Source organism: Planctomyces sp. SH-PL62, from assembly GCF_001610895.1.
Taxonomy (GTDB): Bacteria; Planctomycetota; Planctomycetia; order Isosphaerales; family Isosphaeraceae; genus Paludisphaera.
Window position 1 is genome coordinate 2,639,710 of record NZ_CP011273.1, and the last position, 22,809, is coordinate 2,662,518.

The 22,809-nt window shown below is 70.0% G+C and carries 17 protein-coding genes; 10 read left to right on the plus strand and 7 right to left on the minus strand.

The genetic code is table 11. From position 1 onward, the window contains the following. Positions 1-113 precede the first annotated feature (113 nt). Both VT85_RS10195 and VT85_RS27520 read left to right on the plus strand, forming a co-directional pair. Positions 114-521, plus strand: coding sequence for an SMI1/KNR4 family protein (locus tag VT85_RS10195; RefSeq protein WP_156512787.1), 408 nt, complete (start codon positions 114-116; stop codon positions 519-521). Positions 522-641: 120 nt separating this feature from the next. After that, complete coding sequence (locus tag VT85_RS27520; protein WP_156512788.1) at positions 642-1,100, plus strand: hypothetical protein; 459 nt, start codon at positions 642-644, stop codon at positions 1,098-1,100. A gap of 18 nt (positions 1,101-1,118) precedes the next feature. On the opposite strand, the gene VT85_RS10205 is transcribed toward VT85_RS27520, so the two are convergent. Further along, the gene (locus VT85_RS10205) at positions 1,119-1,583 is read right to left on the minus strand and encodes a hypothetical protein (RefSeq protein WP_068414216.1); all 465 of its coding nucleotides are present in this window, start codon (positions 1,581-1,583) and stop codon (positions 1,119-1,121) included. A gap of 352 nt (positions 1,584-1,935) precedes the next feature. Between VT85_RS10205 and VT85_RS10210 the strand changes: the two genes are divergently transcribed. Together VT85_RS10210 and VT85_RS10215 are read left to right on the plus strand one after the other, a co-directional pair. Continuing rightward, positions 1,936-3,333, plus strand: a complete 1,398-nt coding sequence (locus VT85_RS10210) for an MATE family efflux transporter (RefSeq protein ID WP_082858501.1) — start codon at positions 1,936-1,938, stop codon at positions 3,331-3,333. Between the two features lie 176 nt (positions 3,334-3,509). Further along, positions 3,510-4,193 (plus strand): peptidoglycan recognition family protein, encoded by a 684-nt coding sequence (locus VT85_RS10215; RefSeq protein ID WP_068414222.1) that lies wholly within the window; start codon positions 3,510-3,512, stop codon positions 4,191-4,193. Positions 4,194-4,233: 40 nt separating this feature from the next. Here the strand turns inward: VT85_RS10215 and VT85_RS10220 are convergent, their stop codons facing one another. From VT85_RS10220 to VT85_RS10230, 3 genes are all read right to left on the minus strand, one after another. Continuing rightward, positions 4,234-5,685 (minus strand): hypothetical protein, encoded by a 1,452-nt coding sequence (locus VT85_RS10220; protein WP_068414223.1) that lies wholly within the window; start codon positions 5,683-5,685, stop codon positions 4,234-4,236. A 117-nt stretch (positions 5,686-5,802) separates the two neighbouring features. Further along, the gene (locus VT85_RS10225; RefSeq protein ID WP_068414224.1) at positions 5,803-7,377 is read right to left on the minus strand and encodes a sigma-70 family RNA polymerase sigma factor; all 1,575 of its coding nucleotides are present in this window, start codon (positions 7,375-7,377) and stop codon (positions 5,803-5,805) included. A gap of 553 nt (positions 7,378-7,930) precedes the next feature. Next, positions 7,931-12,997, minus strand: coding sequence for a PVC-type heme-binding CxxCH protein (locus VT85_RS10230; RefSeq protein WP_197491201.1), 5,067 nt, complete (start codon positions 12,995-12,997; stop codon positions 7,931-7,933). Positions 12,998-13,309: 312 nt separating this feature from the next. Between VT85_RS10230 and VT85_RS10235 the strand changes: the two genes are divergently transcribed. The 3 genes from VT85_RS10235 (at position 13,310) to VT85_RS10245 (ending at position 15,590) form a co-directional block, all read left to right on the plus strand. Beyond that, positions 13,310-13,762 (plus strand): hypothetical protein, encoded by a 453-nt coding sequence (locus VT85_RS10235; RefSeq protein ID WP_156512789.1) that lies wholly within the window; start codon positions 13,310-13,312, stop codon positions 13,760-13,762. A 196-nt stretch (positions 13,763-13,958) separates the two neighbouring features. Continuing rightward, positions 13,959-14,210, plus strand: a complete 252-nt coding sequence (locus VT85_RS10240) for a hypothetical protein (RefSeq protein ID WP_156512790.1) — start codon at positions 13,959-13,961, stop codon at positions 14,208-14,210. Positions 14,211-14,351: 141 nt separating this feature from the next. After that, on the plus strand, positions 14,352-15,590 hold the full coding sequence (locus VT85_RS10245) for a glutathionylspermidine synthase family protein (protein ID WP_082858502.1): 1,239 nt from the start codon (positions 14,352-14,354) through the stop codon (positions 15,588-15,590). A gap of 46 nt (positions 15,591-15,636) precedes the next feature. Here the strand turns inward: VT85_RS10245 and VT85_RS10250 are convergent, their stop codons facing one another. Next, entirely contained in the window at positions 15,637-17,211 is a 1,575-nt protein-coding gene (locus VT85_RS10250) for a carboxylesterase/lipase family protein (protein WP_068414244.1), read from the minus strand. A gap of 270 nt (positions 17,212-17,481) precedes the next feature. On the opposite strand from VT85_RS10250, the gene VT85_RS10255 reads away from it, so the two are divergent. Further along, positions 17,482-18,816 (plus strand): PepSY-associated TM helix domain-containing protein, encoded by a 1,335-nt coding sequence (locus VT85_RS10255; protein ID WP_068414246.1) that lies wholly within the window; start codon positions 17,482-17,484, stop codon positions 18,814-18,816. Between the two features lie 132 nt (positions 18,817-18,948). Here the strand turns inward: VT85_RS10255 and VT85_RS10260 are convergent, their stop codons facing one another. Further along, positions 18,949-20,163, minus strand: coding sequence for an FG-GAP repeat domain-containing protein (locus VT85_RS10260; protein ID WP_082858503.1), 1,215 nt, complete (start codon positions 20,161-20,163; stop codon positions 18,949-18,951). Positions 20,164-20,333: 170 nt separating this feature from the next. On the opposite strand from VT85_RS10260, the gene VT85_RS10265 reads away from it, so the two are divergent. Further along, positions 20,334-20,753 carry an ankyrin repeat domain-containing protein gene (locus tag VT85_RS10265; RefSeq protein WP_068414247.1) on the plus strand — a complete coding sequence of 140 codons (420 nt, stop codon included), beginning with the start codon at positions 20,334-20,336 and terminating at the stop codon, positions 20,751-20,753. A gap of 47 nt (positions 20,754-20,800) precedes the next feature. Here the strand turns inward: VT85_RS10265 and VT85_RS27525 are convergent, their stop codons facing one another. Beyond that, a complete protein-coding gene (locus tag VT85_RS27525) occupies positions 20,801-21,346 on the minus strand; it encodes a DnaJ domain-containing protein (RefSeq protein ID WP_068414249.1) in 546 nt (181 codons plus the stop codon). A 573-nt stretch (positions 21,347-21,919) separates the two neighbouring features. Between VT85_RS27525 and VT85_RS27530 the strand changes: the two genes are divergently transcribed. Continuing rightward, positions 21,920-22,675 carry a hypothetical protein gene (locus VT85_RS27530; RefSeq protein WP_156512791.1) on the plus strand — a complete coding sequence of 252 codons (756 nt, stop codon included), beginning with the start codon at positions 21,920-21,922 and terminating at the stop codon, positions 22,673-22,675. Positions 22,676-22,809: the final 134 nt, after the last annotated feature.

Consider the following 22,809-nt stretch of genomic DNA (forward strand, 5'->3'; position numbering starts at 1 on the left):
CCCCAGCCTTGCTCGGGGGTCGCACGAACGTCTTCCCACGCGAGGGCCCTTCGATCTTGCCGCCCCAACCCACCGTCTTCGAATCATTCGCCTGCGAATGGCGACGCCGGGGCGTGGATCTGGCGCCACCCGTCTCGGCGGCCGCGATCTCGCGGGTCTTCGCCGACCTGGGCCGATCGATCTCGGCCGACGTGCTGGCGCTTTACGCCGCCGTGGGCGGGTTCGCGGAGTGCCGCCACGACCACAGCGTCTGGTCGCTCTGGACGCCCGACCGGATTCGCGAGCAGGGGGGCGCGACCGCGGGGCCGTTCGTGCTGTTCGCGGATTGGATGTTAGAATCACATTACTACGGCCTGCACTACGAAAGCCCCGAGGTCTCGTCGGTGTACATCCTCCTCGGCCCGGAGTTCCCCCCGTACAGGTGCGCCGACGACCTCGCCGGCTTCCTGGAGATGCTCTTGCGCGAGCCCGACGAGCGCGAGGCCCGGGCGCCCGGAGATCAGCAGGCCGGTTCCTCCTGATGCGGACCATGCTCCCGCTCCCCCTGCACGTGCTCCTGGACCGCAGCCCCTGGCAACGGCTCGCCGCGGCGGCCCTGGTCGGCGGGGTCGGCCTGGCGTTCATCGGCGTCCGGGTCGGCTTTGAGGACGAAGGCTGGCCGGGCGCGCTTCGGGGGGCCTTCCTGGGGGAGCGCTGGGAGGCGCGGCGGGGCGTCGCTGGTCGAGGCGGCGTATCTCATCCTCCGGCTCGCGGCCCGCCTGCTGGGCCCCGGCGGCCTCGACGGCCCGATCCGCCGGCCCGACCGTTGGGCCTCCCCGCGCTCGTGCTTGGCCTGCGGTTGGCGAACCTGGCCGGGGGGGACTTACACCGTCCGCGAATGCCTGCTCCCCGTCCCCGACTGCCCCGCCTGCGGCGGCCTGCTCGTCCCGATCACTCCCCGATGCCCGCGTTGCGGCGAGAGCCGCCCGCGAGCCATCCGAAAGTCCCGAGGCGTCTTGCCCGCGTCCTGGACCCACAAATCCTGCTGCACCTGCGGCGCCGAGTTCGACAGGTGGGGACGCCCGGTCTGGCCGATCGACGACGAGGTCGAGCAGACGTAGGCGTCGGGCGCCTCGTCGTCACCCCTGGCTCGCCTCGAGCGTCGCGATCTCCGACCCCCGGCGGGCGCGATACCTCTCGATCTCGCGACGGTTGCGGGCGGCGTTCGCGCGGATCCCGATGACGAACGTGGCGAACAGACGCGACGCGGTCGCGGCCCCGAAGACCGAGGCCGCCCAGGGGTGGCGTTCCAGGATGGTCAGCAGTTGCGGCAAGCCGAGGACGCCGATGTAAGCCCACGCGTACGGTCGGACCTGGCCGGCCTCGCCCGATGGATCGGCGACGGGGACGGGGTCCGGGCTGGACGCCCAGCGGCCGAGGAGGAAAGTCCACTGGACCAGCACGACCGTCGCCAGCATCGCGGCGACCACGAACAGGACGGCGTCCAGCCCCACCAGGCCGGGATGCTCGGCGATCGTCTTCTCCGGTCGAATCCCGAAGACCCCGCGATGAACCAGCGCCACCAGGCATAACGACCAGAACAAGACCCCGAACCGTCGTCTGAAATCGGCTTGCGGATCGGTCGTGGTGGAAATGGGCCGCTCCTTTCGAGACTCCTCAGTCAACTCCACCGCCTCAATCTCGTCGCGGGGCGTCGCTCGGGTGCCACGGGTTCTCCGAACTCGTGGCACCCGAGGGTTTTCCGCCGCAACCCGGTGGAGTCGACTGAGGAATCTCCTGCTTTCAGGTCGAGGCTTCGCGGCTTCCGACGTCGTCTCGACGACCGCGAGGAACTCCCCCACGCCATGTGGGCTTGAAGGATGTTCGGCGAACCTGCCAGGTTATTGTAGCGTCGATGGTCGGGGAAGTTCGTCGGTTTGAGCGCGGAAGGGATGCATGGATCGTCTTCAGAGGGACCTGTTGCGGCGGGGCGTGAGGCTGGAGCTGGGGCCGATGCTGCGGCTGGCGGGGCCGGTGGTGTCGGCGGAGCTGGGCTGGATGACGATGGGGATCGTCGACACGATCGTCGTCGGCCGGTTGGGGGCCGAGGCGATCGGGGCGGTCAGCCTGGGGAACGCGCTCTACTTCGTCGTGGCCATCTTCGGGATGGGGCTGCTGCTGGGGCTGGACGCCCTGGTCTCGCAGGCGTACGGGGCGGGGGACCTGCACGAATGCCACGACTGGCTGGTCCAGGGCCTGTACCTGTCGGCGATCGTCTGTCCGCTGGCGATTCTGCTGCTCTGGCTGGTCGGCCCGCTGTCCGAACGGATGGGGTTCGACCCGGCCGTCCTGGGCCCGGCCAGGCTCTACCTGAGTTCGGTGATCTGGGGGACCCCCGCGCTCTTCGTCTACGCGGCCTTCCGGCGGTACTTGCAAGGGATGGGCCTGGTCAAGCCGGTGATGGCGGCCTTGCTGTCGGCGAACGTCGTCAACGCCCTGATGGACTGGATGTTCGTCTACGGCAAGCTCGGCGTCCCGGCGATGGGCGTCGAGGGGGCGGGCTGGGCGACGACGATCTCGCGGTGCTACATGGCGGGCTTCCTGATCGTCTATGCGATCTGGAACGACGTGCGGAACGGCTCCGGGCTGATCCGGACGAAGCTCGCGCCGAGGCTGGCGGCGATCGGTCGGCTGTTCACGTTCGGCCTGCCGGCGGCGACGCACCTGCTGCTGGAAGTCGGCGTATTCGGGCTGGCGACGATGCTGGCGGGGAGGCTCGACGCGACCTCGCTGGCGGCGCACCACATCGTCCTGGAGATGGCCAGCGTCACGTTCATGATCCCGCTGGGGCTGGCCTCGGCGGGCGCGATCCGCGTGGGCCAGGCGATCGGCCGGGGAGAGCCGGCGGCGGCCGGCCGCGCGGGGTGGACCGCCCTGGTCCTGGGCGCGGCCTTCATGGCGACGTCGGGCCTGGTGATGGTGACGTTCCCCAGGCCGCTGATCGCCCTGTTCACCGACGACCCGCGCGTGATCGCGACGGCGGCGTCGCTGATGCTGGCGGCGGCGGCCTTCCAGCTCTTCGACGGCTTGCAGGGGGTCGCCACCGGCGCGCTCCGGGGCGCGGGCGACACCCGCACGCCGATGGTCCTGACCCTGATCTGCTACTGGCTGATCGGCCTGCCGCTGGGCTGGCACCTGACCTTCAACGCCGGCCGGGGCGTCCTCGGCCTCTGGATCGGCCTGGCCGTCGGCCTCTTCATCGCCGGCCTCGCCCTGCTCCTCGCCTGGCGCCGCCGCTCCCAGGCCCTCATGCGCGGCGAGTTCTCCATGGCCGGCGCGGGCGTCGGCCATTGACGCGGGATGCCGCGTCACCCGAAGGAGCGGCCCGCCCTCGCTGCATCACCGGCCCTTCGCCCCGGTCGTCGGATCTTGCCGGCCGTCGGCCTTCGGTCGATAATCGCATCGTGTGAAATGGTACGGCGTTCTCCTTTGCGACGCCTTTCGATTCGTCCTGAGAAAGTCGCTTCGCCATGAGAGCACCGATCGTCGTCACCGTCCTCGCCGGGTTGATCCTGGGGGCCGACTCCCCCGGGCCGAAGTCCACCGCCTCGCCCCGACCGGAGATCGTCTCCGCTTCGGAATGGGGTTCGAAGCCCCAGCCGATCCCGGAGTCGCGCAAGCATACTCCGAAGTACGTGACGCTCCACCACGCCGGAGTGATCTGGACCGCCAAGGTTTCGCCGGACGTGTTCGTGCGAAACATGCAGTCCTGGGGGCAGAGGGAGAAGGGGTGGCCCGACCTCCCGTATCATTTCCTCATCGCCCCGGACGGCCGGATTTTCGAGGGCCGTCCGCTGGGCTTCGAGCCCGAGTCCAACACGAAGTATCCGCTGCAGGGGAACATCGGGGTCGAGATGATGGGCAGCTTCGAAGCCCAGCGTCCCGACCCGCGGCAGGTCGCCTCCTGCGTGAAGCTGACGGCGTGGCTCTGCGACCAGTACGACATCGACCTGTCGCGGGTCCGGGGGCACAGGGATGCGGCCTCCGGCCAGACGACTTGCCCCGGCAAGGATTTCGAGCGTTACCTGAAAGACGGCCAGTTCCCCCGCTGGGTCCGGGAAACCCTCGACGGCGAGACCCCGGCGATCGACCTCGGCCCGCCGTTGCCCGACGGCCCGACCGACCTGATCCCGGCGACCGCTCCGAAAGAGTGAGCCGACGCCGCCAGGCCCGATGGTCCTTCGGGAGGGTCGGTCAGGGCTTCGCGTCGGCCTCCGCCTTCTTCTTCTGGAGTTCGGCGGCCAACTGAGCGAGCTGGGCGCGCATCTTTTGCAGGCTCTGGAGCGGCGTGAAGGGGAACTCCGACCAGGTGGTGAGATCGTCGCCGAGGATCTGGAACTGGGCGTGCGACTCGGGCCAGCGGTCGGCCCGGTAGAGGAGCATGGCGTACTTGCTCCGCGCCCCGGCGTCCTTAGGGAAGTGCTTCAGGTATTCCTCGTACGCCGGGCCGATGTCCGACCAGACCGCCGCCGGGGAGAGGTAGGCGGTCATCGCCGTCGGTTCCATCCGGCCGACGCGGCGGTAGTGGGCGTCGCCGGCGAGCAGGGTGATGCCGGTCCGCCAGTTCTTGGTGGCGCCGCAGGCGCGGCCGAAGGCGATCAGATCCTCCCACGAGCCGTGCCACTTGGGGTCCAGCCAGTCGAGCTTGGACCAGCAGGCGCCGCGATGGTCGGGGTCCAGCTTCATGGCCCGCTCGAACCACATCTCCATGTTCTTGCGATCGCCGCCGACCGCCTTGTCGACCTCGATCATCAACTCGGCCGTCTGGGGGTCGGGCCGGAGCGACCACGACTTCTCCAGGGCCTCGCGCGCCTTCTTCAGCCGCTCCTCCAGCCTGGCGAAGCCCCCCTGGGGGACGGCCGGGGCGAACCCCGTGGAGCGGGCCTCCCAGCCGTAATCGAACCAGAACTTGCCGCGGAACTTCAGACGCAGGGCCTCCAGGTCCGGGGCCTTGGCCAGCGCGGCGTCCACCTTCTCATAGGCGGGCAGGGGTTCGAGCCCCGTATCCCGGAGGCCCCTGAGGATCTGCTGGAGGGTCGCGTACCAGAGCACCTCGCAGATCGGGCCGCGATCGTCGTCGGCGGCCTTCTCCGTCAGGAGCGCCAGGGCGGCCTCGTACTGGTCCCGGGCCTGCTTCAGGAGCACCTCGTCTTTCCCGCCTCGGCCGACCCAGGCCAGGCCGTCGGCGGAGTTGGCGAGGGCCGCCGCGCGGCGGATGGCGGGGTACTTGCTGGCGTTGAGGGCCGTCGCGGCTTCCTTCATCCGACGCGCCGGCTCCGCGAAGCTCCCGAGGTCCGGCTGGTAGTCCTGGGTGCGTCGGAGCAGATAGACGACGATTGGATCGTCGCAGCCGGCGGAGACGGCCGCCTTGGCCGGCGCCTGGATCTCCTCGGGGTTCGCCGGCGGGTCCACCTGCTGGCTGAACACCCGCGCGGCCGTCTCCAGCGCCTCTCGCGCCTTCGCGTCCCATCGCGCGTCCTTCTTGCCGACCTTGTCGTACGCCCCCACCAGCGTCTTCCGGTTCCACTCCAGCCGCTCGGCCGAACGCTTCGCCGCCAGCGCGGCGTCCTGCGGGATGGGGGCGTCGGCCGCCAGGGTTGGAACGGCCGCGAGCAAGGCGAGCAAGGCCGGGGATGCCAGGCGCATGAAGAGGCTCCGCGAGCGACCGGAGGTGAGGGGATGCCTGAACGATGAAATCCGTGCATCACGATATCGCGGGGGCGCCGACCCGGCAAGGGAGCCGGGCGCTTTCCATACCTCCGCTCACGGAAGGTCCTCTATGGTCAACTTCGCGTCCGGGAAATGCTCCTTCGTCCAGGCGATCAGCTTCCTCACCGTCCCCGATTGCTCCTCGAGCGGTCGGAGTTCGCGTTGCAGCGTCGCAACGTCCCGCCTCGCGGATGCGAGCCGGTCTTCCGCCTCCTGGATGGCCCGAGATGCGGCGGCCACCTTTTCACCCTGCTCCTCGATCGTCTTGTAGGACTCCCCCCTGACGGCCTTGAGCTGGGCCCAGCGGACCGCGCGCACCTGATCCAGCTCGTCGACCTCCTTTTTCGCGGCTTCGAGGGCCCTCTGCGCCGACTCGTACTCGTCTTGCATGTCCAGCAGCCGGCCCAGGAGGATGCGGACCTGCTGGACGACGGCCTCCACTTCGTCCCAGGAGATGAGGGCTCGCTCGAAGAGGGTCTGCCGGAGCTGGCGGCTCTGATAGCCGTTGATGAGTCGGGCCTCGATCTCGCGCAGGCTCCTCGGGCCGGGCGCGGCCTGATCGTCCGTCGAGGCGACGTCGGCCCGGGGCTGTCGGACGATCCTCGCGGGCAGGGGGGTGGCTGGCTTCGCCAGCATCTCCGCGATCCGGTCGAGCTTCGCCTCCAGCGCGTCGATCCGCAGTTCGACCGGGATCGGGGCGGGCGGGTCGGCGGGCTTCGCGGTGGGGGGCTGGGGCTCCGGGGCTCCGTCCTGGGCGGCCGGGGCGAGCGAACCGGCGGCGACGGCGACCGCGCCGGCGGCCAGGCCGACGGAGACGCCCGCGAATCCGAGCAGCTTCCACGGGGATGGGAACATGGTCGCGATCACTCCTTGGGCCAGAGCCGCGGCGGGCCAGGGGGCTGACGTCGCGAGGGACGAGGCCGGGCCGACGAATCGGCCGGCGGCGTCGACCGTCGCCGCGACGAGCGACGACGGGACGAGGGGGGCGGCGGGGTCCGCCTTCGCCAGCGCGAGGCACGCGGGGGCGTCGACGCCGAGCCGGGTCAGGCGGCCTTGCAGCAGCGCGCGGGCCCTGGCCGTCCGACTCCGGACCGTGCCCGGGGGCCAGCCCAGCTCGGCGGCGGCCTGGTCGTACGTCCGACCCTCCAGGTGGCAGAGGACCAGCGGGGCGCGGTATTTCTCCGGCAGCCGGGCCAGCTCGCGATGCAGGGCTTCGAACGCGTCGTCGCCCCCCCGCGCGGGCGAGGCGACGGCCGCGTCGAGCCGCGCCGGGCTCCCCTCGCGGGCCCGACGCTTCAGCAGGTCGGCCCGCGCCCGGACCGCCACCCGGCGGGCCACGCCGTGGAGCCAGCAGGAGAGGGCGGCGCCGTCTCGCAGGCGTCCCCCCTTGCGGACCAGGACCAGGAACGTGGCCTGGAACGCGTCGTCCACGTCGGCCGGGTCGCGGAGATACCGACGGCAAAGCGCCAGCACCATCGGCCCGTGGCGGTCGACGATCGCCCCGAAGGCGGACTCGTCCCGCTCCGCCAGGAACCGATGCAAGAGCCGCGCGTCCCCCCCGGGCTGGTCCACGCCGTCCCGGAGCAGCCGCTCGACCTCCCGCCCCGTCCGCCATCGCGATGCCGACATGTCGCCCCCCCTTCATGAGAGGCTACTGCATCGACACGCCCCGCAGGTCCCGAATTCTCGGACCCCGTCGTTTTCCCGAGACGCCCGGCGCTCGCGATCGGCGATCCGGCCGCATCATCCCTTTAGCCGCCCCACGCTCCCTGGCGTCCCGAACCTCGAAGCGCGCCCCACGCCGGCGCAAAACTCCTCGCGGCGAGCGAGGCCGAAACGGCCGAACGAAGCCAATCCCGAAATCCAAAAAACCAACACAACACGATGCGCTTCTTGACTATACACCCGACGGATCGACTTCCCACCCGGCGCGATCGAAGCCAATCCCGTGCGCAGCGGGGGGCAAGAGATGTTCGCGCAGACAAGCCTTCCCCCCTGGTGGGGGAAGGCGGCCGAAGGCCGGATGCGGGGGACCATCATCGCGGACGGACCGAGGATGCGACGGCCCTCGCGCTGGTCTTCCCCCGCGAGCGGGGAAGGAAGGATGGCGAGACTCCGAGGGCTCTCGGGCCGCCTTCCCCCGCGAATGGGGGGAAGGCGGCGGGGGAGAGGTCGGGCCAGGTCAGTGACCGGAGCCGGCGGCATGGGCCTGGCCGTGGCCCTTGTCGTGGCCGTGGTCTGGGCCGTGGGCGGCGTGGTCGTGGCGGAAGAGGGGGTGGTTGGGGTCGCCGGCGGCGGCGATGTAGGCGACGAGATCGACGATCTCCTCGCGGGTCAGCTTGTCGAGCAGGCCCTTGGGCATGATCGAGACGCTGGATTTGGCGCGGTCGGCGACGTCGGCCTTGGCGATCTCGCGAGGCACGACGCTGGCCAGGGGGTTCTCGACGAGCTTGATCGTCTCGGGGGTTTCCTCGACGATCAGGCCGGTGAGCACCTGGCCGGATTCGAGGCCGATCGCGTACCCGGCGTACTTCTCATTGATGTTCGCCGAGGGGTCGAGGATGTTCTTGAGCAGGTCGGCCGGGCCTTGCTTGGGGTCGAGCGCGGCGAGGTCCGGGCCGAACGCGGCGCCGACGCCGCCGAGCTGGTGGCAGGTGGCGCAGGAGGCGAGCTGGAAGAGCTGGCGGCCGTTCTGGAACGACCGGCCGGCGCCCGCGTCGAGCTGGGCGATCGAGGGTTGCAGGTCCTCGAACGTCCATTCGGTCCGCGGCCGGGTCGACTTCAACAGCTCGTCGGCGATCGGCAGCGGGTGGGCGGCCAGGTAGCCTTCGGGCGAGGCCAGGTACTCGTCCAGGTCTTCCACCACGTAGAGCGCCCCGTACATCCGGCGCCAGTGGCCGGGGTAGGTGCAGACGTAGGGGAGGACGCCCGGGGTCGTCGGCGCGGTGAAGCTGATCCGCTCCACGTCGCGGGGCTGGAGCAGCTTGCTGGCCAGCAGGATCTTGTCCGAAGGGGGGACGTACTGCCGCTTCATGGCGTCGGGCTGGAGGCCCGTGGCCTCGGCGAGCTGGCCGACTTCCTCCAGGGCCCCGGCCTGGGTGATGACGAAGTTGTGGGGCATGACGTCGACGTTCTCGAAGACGAACTCGACAGGCTTGCCGGCCTGGACGACGATCCGGTCGACGTCGTACCGCATCTGTTCGAGCACGGTGCCGACGCGGATGGCGCGGACGCCCAGGTCGCCGAGGGCCTTGCGGACGACCTTGGCCTGGTCGACCGGGAGCCTCGCCGCGATCCGGTCGCCGAGCTGCAAGGCGTCGAGCGCGGCGGGGGTGCGGCGGTCGGCCACGGGGATCTTGGCCACCTCGGCGAGCAGGGAGTCGGCCAGCGGCTTCAGCTCGTCGTCGGGCCATGAGGCCGGCGGCAGCTTCTGGATCGCCAGGATCGCGGCGCGGCGGTCGACCCCTTCGCGGATGAACCCGGAGAGGGCCTTGAAGGTCTCGGCCTCATGGCCGCGCAGGGTGGTCAGGGCGTCCATCGCGGCGCGCCGGACGAGGCCCGCCGGGCCGTCGCCGTCGTAGTCGAAGCGGGCCTGGGTCTCGGGCGCGGGGAGGCCTTTGCGCTCGTCGACGACGTTGCGGGAGCCGTCGAGGACGGTCAGCTCATAGCCCTGGAGCCGGGAGCCGAGCGTCCCTTCGTTGCGGTTGTAGACGACGATCGCCTCGATGGGGACCTCGGCGCCGAGGTCGACTTCCCACCAGGGGTCGTCGGTCCCCTCCTGGCTGTGGGTCTGGCCGCCGCCGCCGTATGTGGGGGAGGCGTTGCCGTCGATGGCCCTGGCGGCGTCGCCGCCATTGGCGGTGGTCTTCTGCGAAGCCTTGCCCTGGCGGGCGACGTTGCGGCCGTCGCTGAAGACCTCGACTTCGGCCAGGGTCAACGTCCCCCGGCGGGGCAGGGCGATGCGGACGAAGCGGCCGACGGCACCCTTGCCCGCCTCGGCGGAGAGCCCGTCCGGCAGGCCGCGGAGCAGCGGCTCGATCCGGGCGTGGAGGTCCGACCGGACGAGCGAGTCGCGGATCAGGGGGGTGGCGGCCAGGAAGTCGCGGAGCGAGGCGATCGAGCGGACGGCCAGGGCCCAGGCGGGGTCGGCCGAGCCGTCGGCCGCGATCATCGCCGCGTAGCCGATCCGGCGGACGATCGGGGCCTTGCCCGAGGAGGCGAGGGCCTCGGCCTGGGGGCGGACGGCCGCCAGCTCGGCCCGGTCGCGGTCGCCGAGCATCCGGGCCAGCTCCATCGCCACGGCCTCGTCGAGGCCGCCGGCGCCTTCGGCGTCCCTGGCGGCGAGGTCTTCCACCAGCACCTTCGCCGGGGTCTCGCCGACGAGCGCGGCGAGGTCGGCCAGGGCCTGACGGCGGTCTTCCTCGCGGAGCCCCGGACGGAAGAGGATCTCGCGGAGGACGGGCCGGGACCGCTTCATCTGGAGGAGGTCTTCCGGCGCCGCGCGGTCGAGGAAGTAGCGGGCGGCGGCGTCGCTGCGGAACTCGATCGTCCGGCCTTCGCCGAGGGCCTTGCGGACGTGGGGCTCCAGCGCCCGGAGGGTCTCGCCGCGGGCGTAGTCGAGGTAGTAGTCGGTCGCGCTCTCGGCGGTGGTCAGGGCCACGTCGAGGGCGTCGGGGTCGGTGAAGAAGCTGGCGGCGCGGACGACTTCCAGGCGGACCCGGGGGTGCTCGTCGCGGGCCAGCTTGCGGAGCACGTCGAGCGCCTCGGGCGTCCGGTCGCGCCAGCAGCAGAGGACGCGGACCGCCGCGGCGCGGGCGCGGGGGTCGGGGGACGCCAGGCAGCGGTTCAGGAGGTCCGGGTTCACGACGTCATACGTCTGGTGGACCCAGAGGGCCTCCAGGACGTGGTGCTCGCGGTCGGGGTCGGCCGGGTCGAGCGCCTCGACCCAGGCGGCCAGCGCGGGGAGGACCTCGTCGGCGTCTCGGGCGCAAAGCTCGAACTTGGTGCGGTAGCGGACGCGGTCCTCGGACGACTTGAGCAGGTCGAGCAGCTCGGCGACCGGACGGCCGGCGATGGCGGCGGGGGGCGAGAGCGGGCGACCTTCGTGGGTCACGCGGTAGACCCGGCCGTGGACGACGTCGCGGCTGGGGTCGCGAAGGTTGTGCTGCATGTGGCCGATGATCGGGTTCTGCCAGTCCACGAAGTAGACCGCGCCGTCGGGGCCGGTCTCGATGTCGACCGGGCGGAAGTTGGGGTCGCTGGAGAAGACCAGCGGCTCCTGCTCGACGGCCGTGAACCCGGAGCCCTCGTCCTGGTAGCGGTAGCGGTGGATCCCCTGGAAGCCGATCACGTTGGCGACCAGCAGGTCCCCCTGCCAGTCGTCGGGGAAGTGCTTGCTGGAGAGGATCTCGGTGCCGCCGCAGGGCCGGGTGCGCTGCTGGAAGTAGGGCTTCATCGACCGGTGCTTCTCGGGGAAGTCCAGGTGGCCGGAGAAGGCGGCGGCGAAGTAGTTGACGTTGCCGGTGCCGTCGGTGACGAAGTCCTGGCCCCAGCGGTCGAAGACGTGGCCGTGGGGGTTGGCGAACGGGTAGGTGACGTAGACGTCGATCTTCTGCGAGCGGGGCTCATAGCGGAAGACGCCGGCGTTCGCCAGGCGGACCGGCGGGCCGAACGGGGTCTCGATCTGGGAGTGGTGGAAGGTCCCCTCCTGGAAGTAGACGTCGCCGCCGGGTCCGGTGCGGAAGCTGTTCGAGGTGTGGTGGGTGTCGGCCGAGTCCAGGCCGCTGAGCACGCGGACGCGGACGTCGGCCACGTCGTCGCCGTCAGTGTCCTTCAACAGCATGAGGTCGGGCGCCTGGGCGACGAGGACCCCCTGGGGGACGATCTCGAAGCCGGTCGGGCAGTGGAGGTCGCCGGCGAAGGTGGTCTGCTTGTCGGCCTTGCCGTCGCCGTCGGTGTCTTCCAGGATCAGGATCTTGTCGTTCCGGGGCGACTTCGGCTTCCAGTGGGGGTACGTGACCCAGCAGGCGACCCAGAGCCGCCCCCTGGCGTCGAACGTCATCTGCATCGGGTTGGCGAGGTCCGGGAACGTCTCCTCGGAGGCGAACAGGTTGACCTTCAGGTCCTTGCCGGGGGTCATCTTGGTGATGGCCTCCTCGCCGCTCAGGAACAGGTGCTCGCCGTTGGGGCCCTCGCCCGGCTTGTTGGTGACCACCGGGATGAACGGCGGGGTGTTGGAGTCGTCGACCTGCTTGTCCCCCCCCTCGGCGATCGCCCAGATCCGCTCGTCGCGATTGGCGGTCATCACGTCGAGGACTTCCATCTCGCGCTGGGCGACCACGCGGTTCGTCTGGTTCTCGACGAAGGCGAGGTCGGCCCGGCCGCCGTAGATGGAGTAGCCGTCGACGGTCCGGTAGCGGTTGAACCAGATGTCGCTCTTGTCCAGGACGGCCTGGCGGAGCTTCGCGAACCGCTCGGCGTCCTGCTTCTTGTTGCTTCCGAAGAGGGCGCGCTCGACGACCTCGGCGACGAGGCGGTCCCCCTCGGAGGTGAGGTGGAGGCCGTTGATGGTCAGCGGCGTCTTGGCGTCCTCGTAGAGCTTCCGACTGGGCTGGAACAGGTCGATGAACCGGACGTCGCGGGCCTCGGCCAGGTCTCGCATGACGGCCGTCAGCCGCTCCAGGCGGAGGTTCACGTCCTTGCCGTCGGGCAGCGACGGGTCGTGCCGGTCCTCGAAGGCGATCGGCGAGAAGAGCACCAGCTTGGGGGCCGTCCGGCCGTTGTACTTCTGCTCCCGCGTATGCTTGATGAAGGCGTCAAGGTCGGTGCGGAACTGGGCGAGGTTGCCGTACGACTCGTTGTAGCCGAAGAACGCGCAGACGACGTCGGTCTGGTTCTTCGTGAGCCATTCGTCGGGGGTGCCGAACGCGGCCGAGCGGAGCCGGGTGGTCAACTCGTCGCCCGAGAAGGCGAGGTTGCGGATCGTCAGGTGGTGCGCCGGGAACCGGCCGTGGATGATGGCTTCGAGCCAGCCGGTGTGCTGCATGCGGTCGGCCAGGGTGTTGCCGATCACGCTGATGTGCGACCCCTTGGGGAGGTCGAGGTTGGGGTCGGGGAGCCGTCCGTCCCTTCCGTCCGCGGCGAACACGGCCGAAGCCGAAGCCGACAGGGCCCAGCCCGCGGCCATCGCGAGCGCGAGCCCCCAGGCCCCCGGCCGCCTTCGCTCCCTGAAGTGACGGGTCGATTCCATCGTGCGCTTCTCCCGCGATCCCATTCGAATGCGACGCCCCGCCGGGGCCCCTTCCGGACCCCGCGAACCACGTGCGCCGCCATCTTCGTCGCAAGCCTCGATTGTCCGACCCATCCAGGCCGATTTCAATCAAGAATTCAATACCCGCACCGAACAGGGTCGCGAGGAGGGTCGAGAGCCAAGGGCCGACCCCCATCGGCCGAACGGCGGTCGGGACCAGGCGAGCCGACCCGTTCGGACCGTTTCCGACGATTCGCGAAGCCGCCCGGCAAGACCTTGGCCTGGACCGGAATCTCTCTCCAGGACTCCAACATGCCTTCCTTCAACTTCAAATTCTCCATCGCCGGGGCCATGCTCTTCGTGTTCCTGTCGTGCTTCGTCCTGGCCGCCCTGGGGAACGCCAATGACCTCTGGGCGAGCCTGACGTTCACGCTCGCGATCCTCTCCGTCTGCACGAGCGCCGTGGCGGCCTCCGTCCGCAAGGATCGAGCGGCCTGGGCGGGGTTCGCCCTCGCCGGATGGGCGGCCTTGCTGGTCTGGCTGCTGACGTCGCAGGCCGTCGGGGATATCGATGGACATCCCCGACCATTCTTCGCCCTGCTCGCGGCGCATTTCCGTCCTCAGCTCAACCCAGCGGCGTCGGGGGGAAGTCCGCTCATTCACTACCGGCACGTGTCGCAGGCGTTGGACGTGATGCTCACGGGGTTCGCGGGCTCGCTCCTGGCCCGATTCATCGCCAGGGCTGATCGAGCGGATCAGCGATGACCCCAGGCCGATTTCAACCAGGAATTCAAGACCCGCGGCGCGTCGAGGAAGCATCGAAGACGTTTCGACGAATTCCGCCTAATCTGTTGCGGCGGCCGGCGAACACCCACTGCGGATTCTCGAACGGTTTCGAGACGGAAGCGACGGGCCCCCCAGACTCCTTCTATCTATTGGGAAAGCGATGGCGGCCATTTCGATGAGAAAGTCCACGACGGCGATTTCCCTGGCCCTGATCGGCTCGACGCTCCTGCTCGGCGGTTGCTCGTCGAGGACCGACCGCGAGGAAGAAGAGCGGGAGCAGACCTCGCAGGGGGGGGCCTCGCACGCGGGCCGGGTCCCCCTCCTCATCGGCCGAGGCGGCGCGGGCCGCGGGACCTCCGGCGCATCGGTCGGGTCTTCGGCCCGGGGCGGCTTCGGCGGTTTCGGCGGGGCCTCCGCGTCGTCCTGACGCCGGACGCCTTCCCCGCGACCCGTCCGTTCCTCGTCGCACCCGACCCTCACGGATTTCGGCGGGCCTCCAACGAAAACGGCCTTCCCCCCTAATCCTTGACGGTCGGCGAAGTTCTTTGACGCCATTCGAGAGGCCGCGATGCTCCGCATAGCCACGCCCCCTCGCGCCGACTGGAAAGCGGCGGTGGAATCCAAGGGGCTGCTCTTCCATTCGCTCGACGACCGGCCGTACTGGGACGAGACCGGCTACTATCTGTTCGAGGCCGGCGAGATCGACCAGATCGAGGCCGCCACGTACCGCCTGAACGAGATGTGCCTGGCCGCCGTCGAACGTGTGATCGCTGACGGCCGGCTCGGCGAGTTCGACGTCCCGTCTCCTTTCCACCGCTTCGTGGCGGAGAGCTGGGAACGCGACGAGCACACGATCTACGGGCGGTTCGACCTGGCCTTCGACGGCTGCGGGCCGCCGAAGCTGCTGGAGTACAACGCCGACACGCCGACTTCGCTGCTCGAGGCCGCCGTCATCCAGTGGTTCTGGATGAAGGACCTCCTGGCGGCTCAGGACGACTCGAAGTCGGCGGGTTTCGACCAGTTCAACAGCATCCACGAGCGCCTGATCGAGGCCTGGCGGCGCTTCCGACGCGAACGAGGCGCCCGGGTCGCGTTCGCGGTCCAGGACGATGCGATCGAGGACGTGATGACGGTCGCCTACCTCCGCGACACGGCCATGCAGGCGGGGCTCAAGACCCAGACGCTGGCGGTCGCGGAGATCGGCTGGCATGCGGGGCGCGGCACCTTCACGGACCTGGCCGAACGCCCCATCGAGGCCCTCTTCAAGCTCTACCCCTGGGAGTGGATGCTCCGCGAGGAGTTCGGACGCCACCTCCCGTCCGCGGCCACGCGCTGGCTGGAGCCCCCCTGGAAGATGGTCCTGAGCAACAAGGCGATCCTGCCGATCCTCTACGAGATGTTCCCGGAGAGCCCCTACCTCCTGCGGGCGTCGTTCGAACCGATGGCGGGCGACCACGTCGTCAAGCCGTTCTACTCGCGCGAGGGGGCGAACGTCTCGATCCGGCGCGACGGCCGCATCGTCGCCGAGACCGACGGCGACTACGCGGACGGCCCGTGCATCTACCAGGAGTACCGACCCCTCTGGAGCGACGGCGACCGCCAGGCCGTCCTGGGGAGCTGGATCGTCGACGGCCACGCCTGCGGCCTGGGCGTTCGCGAGGACGACGGGGCGATCACCGGGAATACGAGCCGCTTCCTCCCCCACTTGTTCCGCACCGACCGCTACGCCAGGCCGCCGATCCTGAACCCCAAACCCAAGCCAAGGCCGGAGGATCACCCGCTCTGGGATGCGGACTTCGATCGCTGAATGGGATCTTCGCCTCGGCGGCGCCGACGCGGTCGCGGTCGCTCCATCAGGGCTTCCCGTTCGCCCGCTCGCGCCGCCAGGCGTAGTAGGCGTCGAGGGCCTGCAATTGCGGGAGGTTGGGGACGGGCCGGGCGGAGGGGGCGGCGTCGAGGTGGAGGACCTTCGGGTCGTCGGGGGCGAAGGGGGGCCAGGGGGGGAGGCCTTCGCCGTTGGGGTCGCCGGTCTTCGCGAAGTTGACCCAGCAGGCGCTGATGAGGTCGGACGCGGCGACGTCCTCGGGTTTGGGGGCGGGGCCGAAGAGGCCGCCGAGGGCGTCGAGGTTGCGGAAGACGAAGGGGATCTCGGCCGCGTGCGAGGAGCCGTCGGGGGAGCTGGGCGAGCGGCGGTCGAAGTAGTAGACGAACGCCGGATTCGCCCCCTTCTCGGCCTGGAGCCGGGCCCAGGCCCAGGTGTTCCAGCCGAAGACCGAGTCGCGGAACAGGTCCTTGGTCGCCTTGAACGCCTCGTCGGGGGTCGCGTGAGGGTAGGCGGCGAGGACCTTCTCGGCGTGTTCCCCATAACCGGCGCGGACGAGCTCGGCGAACCTCTCAGGGCTCGTCGACGGGCCGGGGCGGACGAACATCGCCCCCTCGTCGGAGTTCGCGCCGATCAGGATCGGCGTATCGTGGAACCGGCCCGCCCGGTACAGCTCGTACTGGTCGCCGGGGAGGACGTCGCCGTCGAAGTTCGGCCACCACCAGCGCGGGAGCTTCAGGAGGTCGGCCGCCGGCAGGGCGCGGGCGGCGGCGAGGTCGGCGACGCCCAGGTCGTCGAGGAACCGCTCGCCCTCGGCCTCGGCGAGCTTCAGGGGCCGGACGTTCAGCCCCCCCTCGTCGGCGAGCTTGGCCGGGGCGAACGAGCCGCCGCTCTGGGAGATCGCCCGGTGGAACAACCCCTTCGCCCTGGGCGAGGCCGCCAGCATGCTCACCGAGATCGCGCCGGCCGACTCGCCGAAGATCGTCACCCGGTCCGGGTCGCCGCCGAACGCCTCGATCTCGTCGCGGACCCACTCCAGCCCGGCGACCTGGTCGCGGAGCCCGTAATTGCCCGAGACCCCGCCCCCCTCACGGCTCAGCTCGGGGTGCGCCAGGAAGCCGAGCGGGCCGACTCGGTAGGCGATCGAGACCACCACGACCCCCTTCTCGGCGAGCTTCGCGCCGTCATAGAGCGGGACGTTGGTCGAGCCCATCGCGAAGGCCCCGCCGTAGATCCAGACCATCACCGGCAGCCGCTCGTCGGCGGTCCCGGCGGGCGTCCAGACGTTGAGGTACAGGCAGTCCTCGCTGAAGTTCAACGGGGCGCCGGTCATCGCCGCGACCAGGGCGTTCTGGATCGGCCCCGGGGCGAACGCCTTCGCCTCCCGGACCCCCTCCCACCTCGGCGCCGGTCGCGGGCCCTTCCAGCGCAGCTCGCCCACGGGGGGCTCGGCGAACGGGATCGCCAGGAAGGCGCGCACCCCGTTCTCCCGCACCGTCCCCTCGACCGCCCCCTTCCTCGTCTCCACCCGATCGGCGACCGCCACGCCCCCGGCCACCCCCGCCACGACCACCGCCGCCAAGATCCGCATCCCTTCGCGTCGCATGACCCCTCCCCACTCCCAGGCTCCCAGACGTCGACCGGCGCTGCACTCCCATCCTATCCGGCAAGGCCGCGGACCGGGGAATCGGCGGACCAGCCCCGGGGAAGATCGTTGACCCGGCCAACCCGATTCGGCTATAGTCGTCGCAACTGAGACTGAGTCTCAATGCCCAGCGGCCGCCGCCTGGTTCGCTTCCGGGGCCTCCTCTCCCCGGCGGGTTCGGCGTGGCCGTCGATGATCCTTCGCCTTCCATCCCCCCGAGAGAGCGTGTTTATGGATCACGAGTTCCGTGACGTTGCGGACCAGGCCGTCGAGGAAGCGACGGAGTTCGTCGACCAGGCGTCCGACGAGGGTGCGGTTTCGGCCTCGGTCGTCGCGGAGGCTCCCCAGGCCAGGCCGGCGCTGGCGATGGCGCACGCGGCGGCGGTGAGGGCGGCCGTCAGGGAGGAGGAAGACCCGACGCCCAAGGGACGGGCCTGGGGCCGGGACGCGCTGATGGTGGTCCGCCGCTCGCACCTGTACGCGGGCCTGCTGCTGTATCCGTGGGTGCTGCTCTACGGCGTCACCGCCTTCCTGTTCAACCACCCGACGGCCTTCCCGGACCAGACCATCATCCGGTTCGGTCGCGAGCCGATGAAGGGGACGACGCTGGAGACCCTGCCGACGCCCGCCGACCTGGCGGCGAAGGTGGTCGCGGCGATCAACGACCGCGCCGAAGGAAAACCCGCCTATACGTTGATCAAACCCGAGTTCGCCCGGTTCGAACGCGGCGGCCTCGCCGCGACCGTCCAGGCCGACGGCGGCAAGTCCTACACGGTGTCGCTGGACCGCGACGGCGGCCTGATCCGTCCCGCCCCCACGACCGGAGCCGGGGCCGGCGGGGCCGGGGGTCCCGGAGGCGAGGGCGGGCCGACGGGCGAACAGGGAGGCATGCGCCGGGGACGCGGCGAAGCCGCCCCCGCCGAAGGCGGCATGCGACGGGGACGCGGCGAAGCCGCGCCCGAAGGCGAGAGAGGGATGCGACGGGGACGCGGCGAGGGCGCGCCCGATGGCGTAGGCGCGACCGAGAACGAGGCCGGCGAGCGTCGCGGCCCGGCCGGCGGGCCCCGCGCGCCGTTCGCGGCGGCCTCCGGCGTGACGATCGACGGGCCTTCGCTCGACGCGATCCGCCGGGAGCTTCCGGCCGTCCTGACCCGCGCGGGGCTGGCCGATCCGAACGTGTCCGAGGTCCGCGCCGCGCCGCTCTCGTTCCAGATGGAGGGCGAGGGCCGCCCGTGGCTGGTGACCTACAACCTGCAAACCGGCGCGGTCTCGGGCCGGGCGGTCGACGATCCGGCTTCCCAGGCCGAGCTGTCCACGCGACGCTTCCTCCTCCGCCTGCACATGATCCACGGCTACCCGTCCGAATTCGGCCAGCGCTGGATCTGGTCGTTCCTCGTCGACGTGATGGCCTTCCTCATGGTCTTCTGGGCGATCTCCGGGATCGTCATGTGGTGGCAGATCAAGCGCCTCCGACGCGTCGGCGCCGCCGCCCTGGTCCTGAGCACCTCCGCCGCCGTCTGGATCGGCATAGGCATGCACGGCTACTTCGTCAACGGCGGCCGCTGACCCCGATCGGTCGTCGCGAGCATCCCTTCTCCCAACAGGGTGCTCCGTCGAAAGCACTTCGGAACGGCCGACGCCCAGTGTTTTCGACGGAGCACCTTTAGGGAAGAAGGCCTGATCGCTCGACGCGGGGCCTTACTCCTTGTCGCGGACCTGTTCGAGGAGGAACACGCCCTTCTTGTTGGCGGTGACGATGTCGAGGAGGCCGTCGCCGTTGAAGTCGAGGACTTCGAACTGGGTGCCGATGCCGCTCTGGTCGTCGATCTCCTTGGGCTCGAAGGCGATCTTCCCGTCCGGCCCCTTCGAGGCGCGGAACCAGTAGAGGTGGGCGGGCTTGTCGGAGCCGGGCTCGCTCTTGCCGTGGGACCAGAACCGCTTGCCGGTGACCAGGTCCTTCAGGCCGTCGCCGTCGATGTCGGCGGCGATCAGGGCGTGGGTCTCGGAGACGAGGTCGGGGAACAGGTCGTGGCGGGTGAACGTGGGCGAGCCGTCCTTGACCTCGCCCTGCTCGAACCACCAGATGCCGTACCTGTGCGCGGAGCTGGCGACGACGTCGGCCTTGCCGTCGCCGTTGACGTCATAGGCGATCATGTCGGCCACGGCGTCGCCGAGCTGCGCGGGGTGGAAGGCCCAGGGGCCATTCGATCCCGGCTCGGGCTGTTCCCACCAGCCGCCGGTGCAGATCACGTCCTTGCGGCCGTCGCCGTTCAGGTCGCCGACGCCGAGCCCGTGGGCGAACCGCTGGGTGCCGGGGACGCCTTCGCCCTGGCTGATCTCGTGCTTCTCCCAGGGCTGCTTCGGGTCGGCGCCCGGGGCGAACCAGGCCATCCGGCCGGCGTCTTCCTTGCCCTCGGGCTGCCAGCCCATGACCAGCACGCGGCGGCCGTCGCCGAACAGGTCGGTGTAGAGGGGCGTCTCGTTGCAGGCGCTCGGCGAGATCTCGTGGCGCTCCCAGAAGCCGTGGACCCCCCTGGGGTTCTCATACCAGGCGGCGGCCTTGCCGGGGAAGCCGATCACGATCTGGTCGGGCCAGCCGTCCTTGTTCACGTCGTCGGCCCAGCAGGTCATGCACTCGCTGTAGGAGTGCAGGCCGTCGCCGAGGTCGCCGGGCTGGCGGATGTCGTCCTTGGTCCAGGAGGGCGCCTCGTACCACGAGTCGCCGATGAGGATGTCGAGCTTGCCGTCCTTGTTCACGTCGGCCGTGGCGACCCCCTCCGAGCGGAACTTGCCCTCGATCGTCGTCTTCTTCCACGAGATCGGGGCGGCCTTCCCCGGCTCCGAGGCGTCGGCCCAGGTCGACAAAAGGGCCGAGGCCCCCAGGATCGCAGCCCAGTTGCGCACGCTCATCATGATGAATGCAGCCCCGGCGGGTCACGGAAACAAGGCGGCCCCCCGCGCCGGAGGGCGACTCCTCGAAGATACTCCGACCCGATCGGGATGCCAGGGGGGACCGCGCCGCCCGGGGGACGGCCGCCTACAATTGACGGCGGGACGCGACTTCCTCGTGGAGATCCACTTCGATGTTGATCGAGCTTACGAAGCTGGCGAAGCAGGGGGACGAGGTCGGCGTCCGCCGCCTCCTCGAACAGGGCGTCCCGGCGGAGGGGGTCGACCGCGACCGACTCCAGTGGTCGCTCCAGATCGCCGCCGGGCGCGGACACCTCGAAATCGTGAAATTGCTGCTGGCCGCGGGGGCGGACGTCGACCATGCCGATCGCGACGGCTTCACGCCGACGACCTCGGCCGCCCGCGCCGGGAAATGGCGGGTCGTCAAGCTCCTGGCGGAACAGGGCGCCGACTTCAGCATCCTCGACGGGTACGGCCGATCCGGCCTCGACTACCTGCAACGCTGTCGCGGCAAGCGGAACCGGGCCGAGATCGAGGCCGTGCTGGCCGCGCGCGGATCCGGCCCGATCCAACACTCGCCCGCTTCGGAGTGATCCGGTCTCGCCGGACCTCCCCGATACCGATGCGGGGAGTCGGCCCGTCAGCCGCGCCAGGCGGCGTACTCGACGGCCGCTTCGTAGGCGGCGTTGAGCTGGACCATCGCCGCGTGGTCGCCTCCCCGGTCGGGATGGAGCTGGACGGCCTTCCGACGATACGCGGCCTTGATCTCGTCGAGCGACGCGGCGCTGAAGAGGCCGAGCGTGCTGAACGCGGCGGACGGGCCCCCCGGCGACCAGAGCGCCGCGCGGGCCCGCATCCGCGCCTGCTCCGCCTCGCGGTCGCGACGGCGGAGCATCTCGTCGGCGTACGCTGCGATCCCGCCGGTCAGGGCCCCGCAGAGCAGGAACCGGGCCCTGGCCTTGCGATCAGAGAGCACGTCCTCCGCATGCGCCGCCCACCGCTCCGCGACCGCGCGCAGCGCCGGGTTGGTCTGGAGCCGCTCCAGGAAGGCGGCCTCGGCCTCGTCCCGGTTCCGATACTCGCCGAGGTGCAAGACGATCCGGCTTCGGATCCGCCCCTTGGGCCGGTGCAGCTCCACCACCACCCAGATGACCCGCTCGTCCTGCTCCTCCGCCATCAGCAACATCGCGGCCCGCCCCTCGTCCCCACAACCGCCCCGCAAACCTCCAGGTTAGCGATCGGTGGGAACGGCGTCGACGTCGACCTGCCGAACCGCCGTCCGCAATCGGCGAACCGGAGCCATCCTCTCCCTGGGGCGCTGCGCGCCGAACCAAGCTCCTGGACAATTCGTGAATCGGTCCCGCCATCGAATAACGCCCCGCCCAGCTCGCTCCCCGAGCGGGAGGCGAGGCAGGAAAACCGCCGAACGAACCCGATTTCAGCCCACGCTCTTCCGCCGCAACAAGCCTTGATTAAACGCCTTATGTCCCACGGATTCATTTCGACGAGGCGCGAACGAACCCAACTGCGGGATAGGCACCGAGGCTCAGGTCCGGCCACTTGCGTTCCAGAAACGCCGTCCCGCCGATCGGCCGCGCGATCGGCGAAACGCTTCACGAGGAAGTGCTTCCGCGGACGCGAATCTCGACGTGGACATCTCCAGCCCCGTCTTGAATAGAATCTCCTAGCACCCCCAGACTATCCTGCTTGAGTGCCTGGCCAACGAATCGATACCTGTCTCCAGAAGGGCGATCGGATCATGAGCGTGCAGCGACGTCCGAAAGCGGATGATGAGTCGTCGCCCAGGAAGGGCCCGGCGACCGGAGTGAGAGTCTCTACCCATCGCTCGCTCTTGGTGGAAGGCTTTCAGCGCCTCCTGATCGCGGCCTTGTGCTTCGGGGTCGGATACGCGTCATGGGGACAGGGCCGGTCCATCATCCGCACGGGGGAATACTCCTACGTTCTGGAGACCTCGAATGGCTCCAGGGGAGCACCGGCCCGACGCCAATCGAACTTCATTCGGGAAGAAGTCCATGCCACTGGAGATTGGGCTCGTGAGCAGGCTTTCGGTTTCATGGCCGCAGGCCTGACCGTGGCCTATTGGGGCTGTCTCATCGTCCTCGGCTCGATCGGCCCTTTCACCAATCCGCTTGTGTGGAGCCCGCTGCGGACCGCGATGACGGCCCTCTCATTCGCCGGCTGCACGGCGTCGGTTTTGGCGTTCTTCCCCCCCTGGCGGATCGGCTCGTCCATGAGCGCCAACGCCTTCTACCTGGTCCTGGCGGCTTCTGCTTACCTCGCGACGATTCGCGACCCTCGACACCTCAAGGCGCAAAGCCAGAAGGTCTTCCCGGCCCTGATCGCCTCGGCCGCGATCGTCGGAAGCTTTTCATCCGGATATGGGGTCGGAATCATCACCGGCATTTTCATCTGCCTGCTGCTCGCCTTCCACGTCGTCATGCTCATCCCCAAAGTTCGAGCCGAACTCCTGCGGGGGGCGAACCGGTATCGCTGAGTAAAGGGGCTGACATCGGCCGGCTGACATCGGCCAGGCACCCGAGAAAGCTCGTCCGAGGGCTTCAGGAGATTCAGGGGAGGGACCGGATGGGGGTCAGGCGCTCGACAGAGAGAGATCGGGCGAACGGTGGC

Coding starts and splice junctions, on each gene's coding strand:
- VT85_RS10220 (WP_068414223.1), bottom strand. CDS start 5,685: ATGCGCCTGGCATCCCCGGCCTTGCTCGCCTTGCTCGCGGCCGTTCCA.
- VT85_RS10260 (WP_082858503.1), bottom strand. CDS start 20,163: ATGATGAGCGTGCGCAACTGGGCTGCGATCCTGGGGGCCTCGGCCCTT.
- VT85_RS27530 (WP_156512791.1), top strand. CDS start 21,920: ATGAGCGTGCAGCGACGTCCGAAAGCGGATGATGAGTCGTCGCCCAGG.
- VT85_RS10255 (WP_068414246.1), top strand. CDS start 17,482: ATGGATCACGAGTTCCGTGACGTTGCGGACCAGGCCGTCGAGGAAGCG.
- VT85_RS10245 (WP_082858502.1), top strand. CDS start 14,352: ATGCTCCGCATAGCCACGCCCCCTCGCGCCGACTGGAAAGCGGCGGTG.
- VT85_RS27525 (WP_068414249.1), bottom strand. CDS start 21,346: ATGTTGCTGATGGCGGAGGAGCAGGACGAGCGGGTCATCTGGGTGGTG.
- VT85_RS10250 (WP_068414244.1), bottom strand. CDS start 17,211: ATGCGACGCGAAGGGATGCGGATCTTGGCGGCGGTGGTCGTGGCGGGG.
- VT85_RS10215 (WP_068414222.1), top strand. CDS start 3,510: ATGAGAGCACCGATCGTCGTCACCGTCCTCGCCGGGTTGATCCTGGGG.
- VT85_RS10230 (WP_197491201.1), bottom strand. CDS start 12,997: ATGGAATCGACCCGTCACTTCAGGGAGCGAAGGCGGCCGGGGGCCTGG.
- VT85_RS10265 (WP_068414247.1), top strand. CDS start 20,334: ATGTTGATCGAGCTTACGAAGCTGGCGAAGCAGGGGGACGAGGTCGGC.
- VT85_RS10235 (WP_156512789.1), top strand. CDS start 13,310: ATGCCTTCCTTCAACTTCAAATTCTCCATCGCCGGGGCCATGCTCTTC.
- VT85_RS10240 (WP_156512790.1), top strand. CDS start 13,959: ATGAGAAAGTCCACGACGGCGATTTCCCTGGCCCTGATCGGCTCGACG.
- VT85_RS10225 (WP_068414224.1), bottom strand. CDS start 7,377: ATGTCGGCATCGCGATGGCGGACGGGGCGGGAGGTCGAGCGGCTGCTC.
- VT85_RS10210 (WP_082858501.1), top strand. CDS start 1,936: ATGGATCGTCTTCAGAGGGACCTGTTGCGGCGGGGCGTGAGGCTGGAG.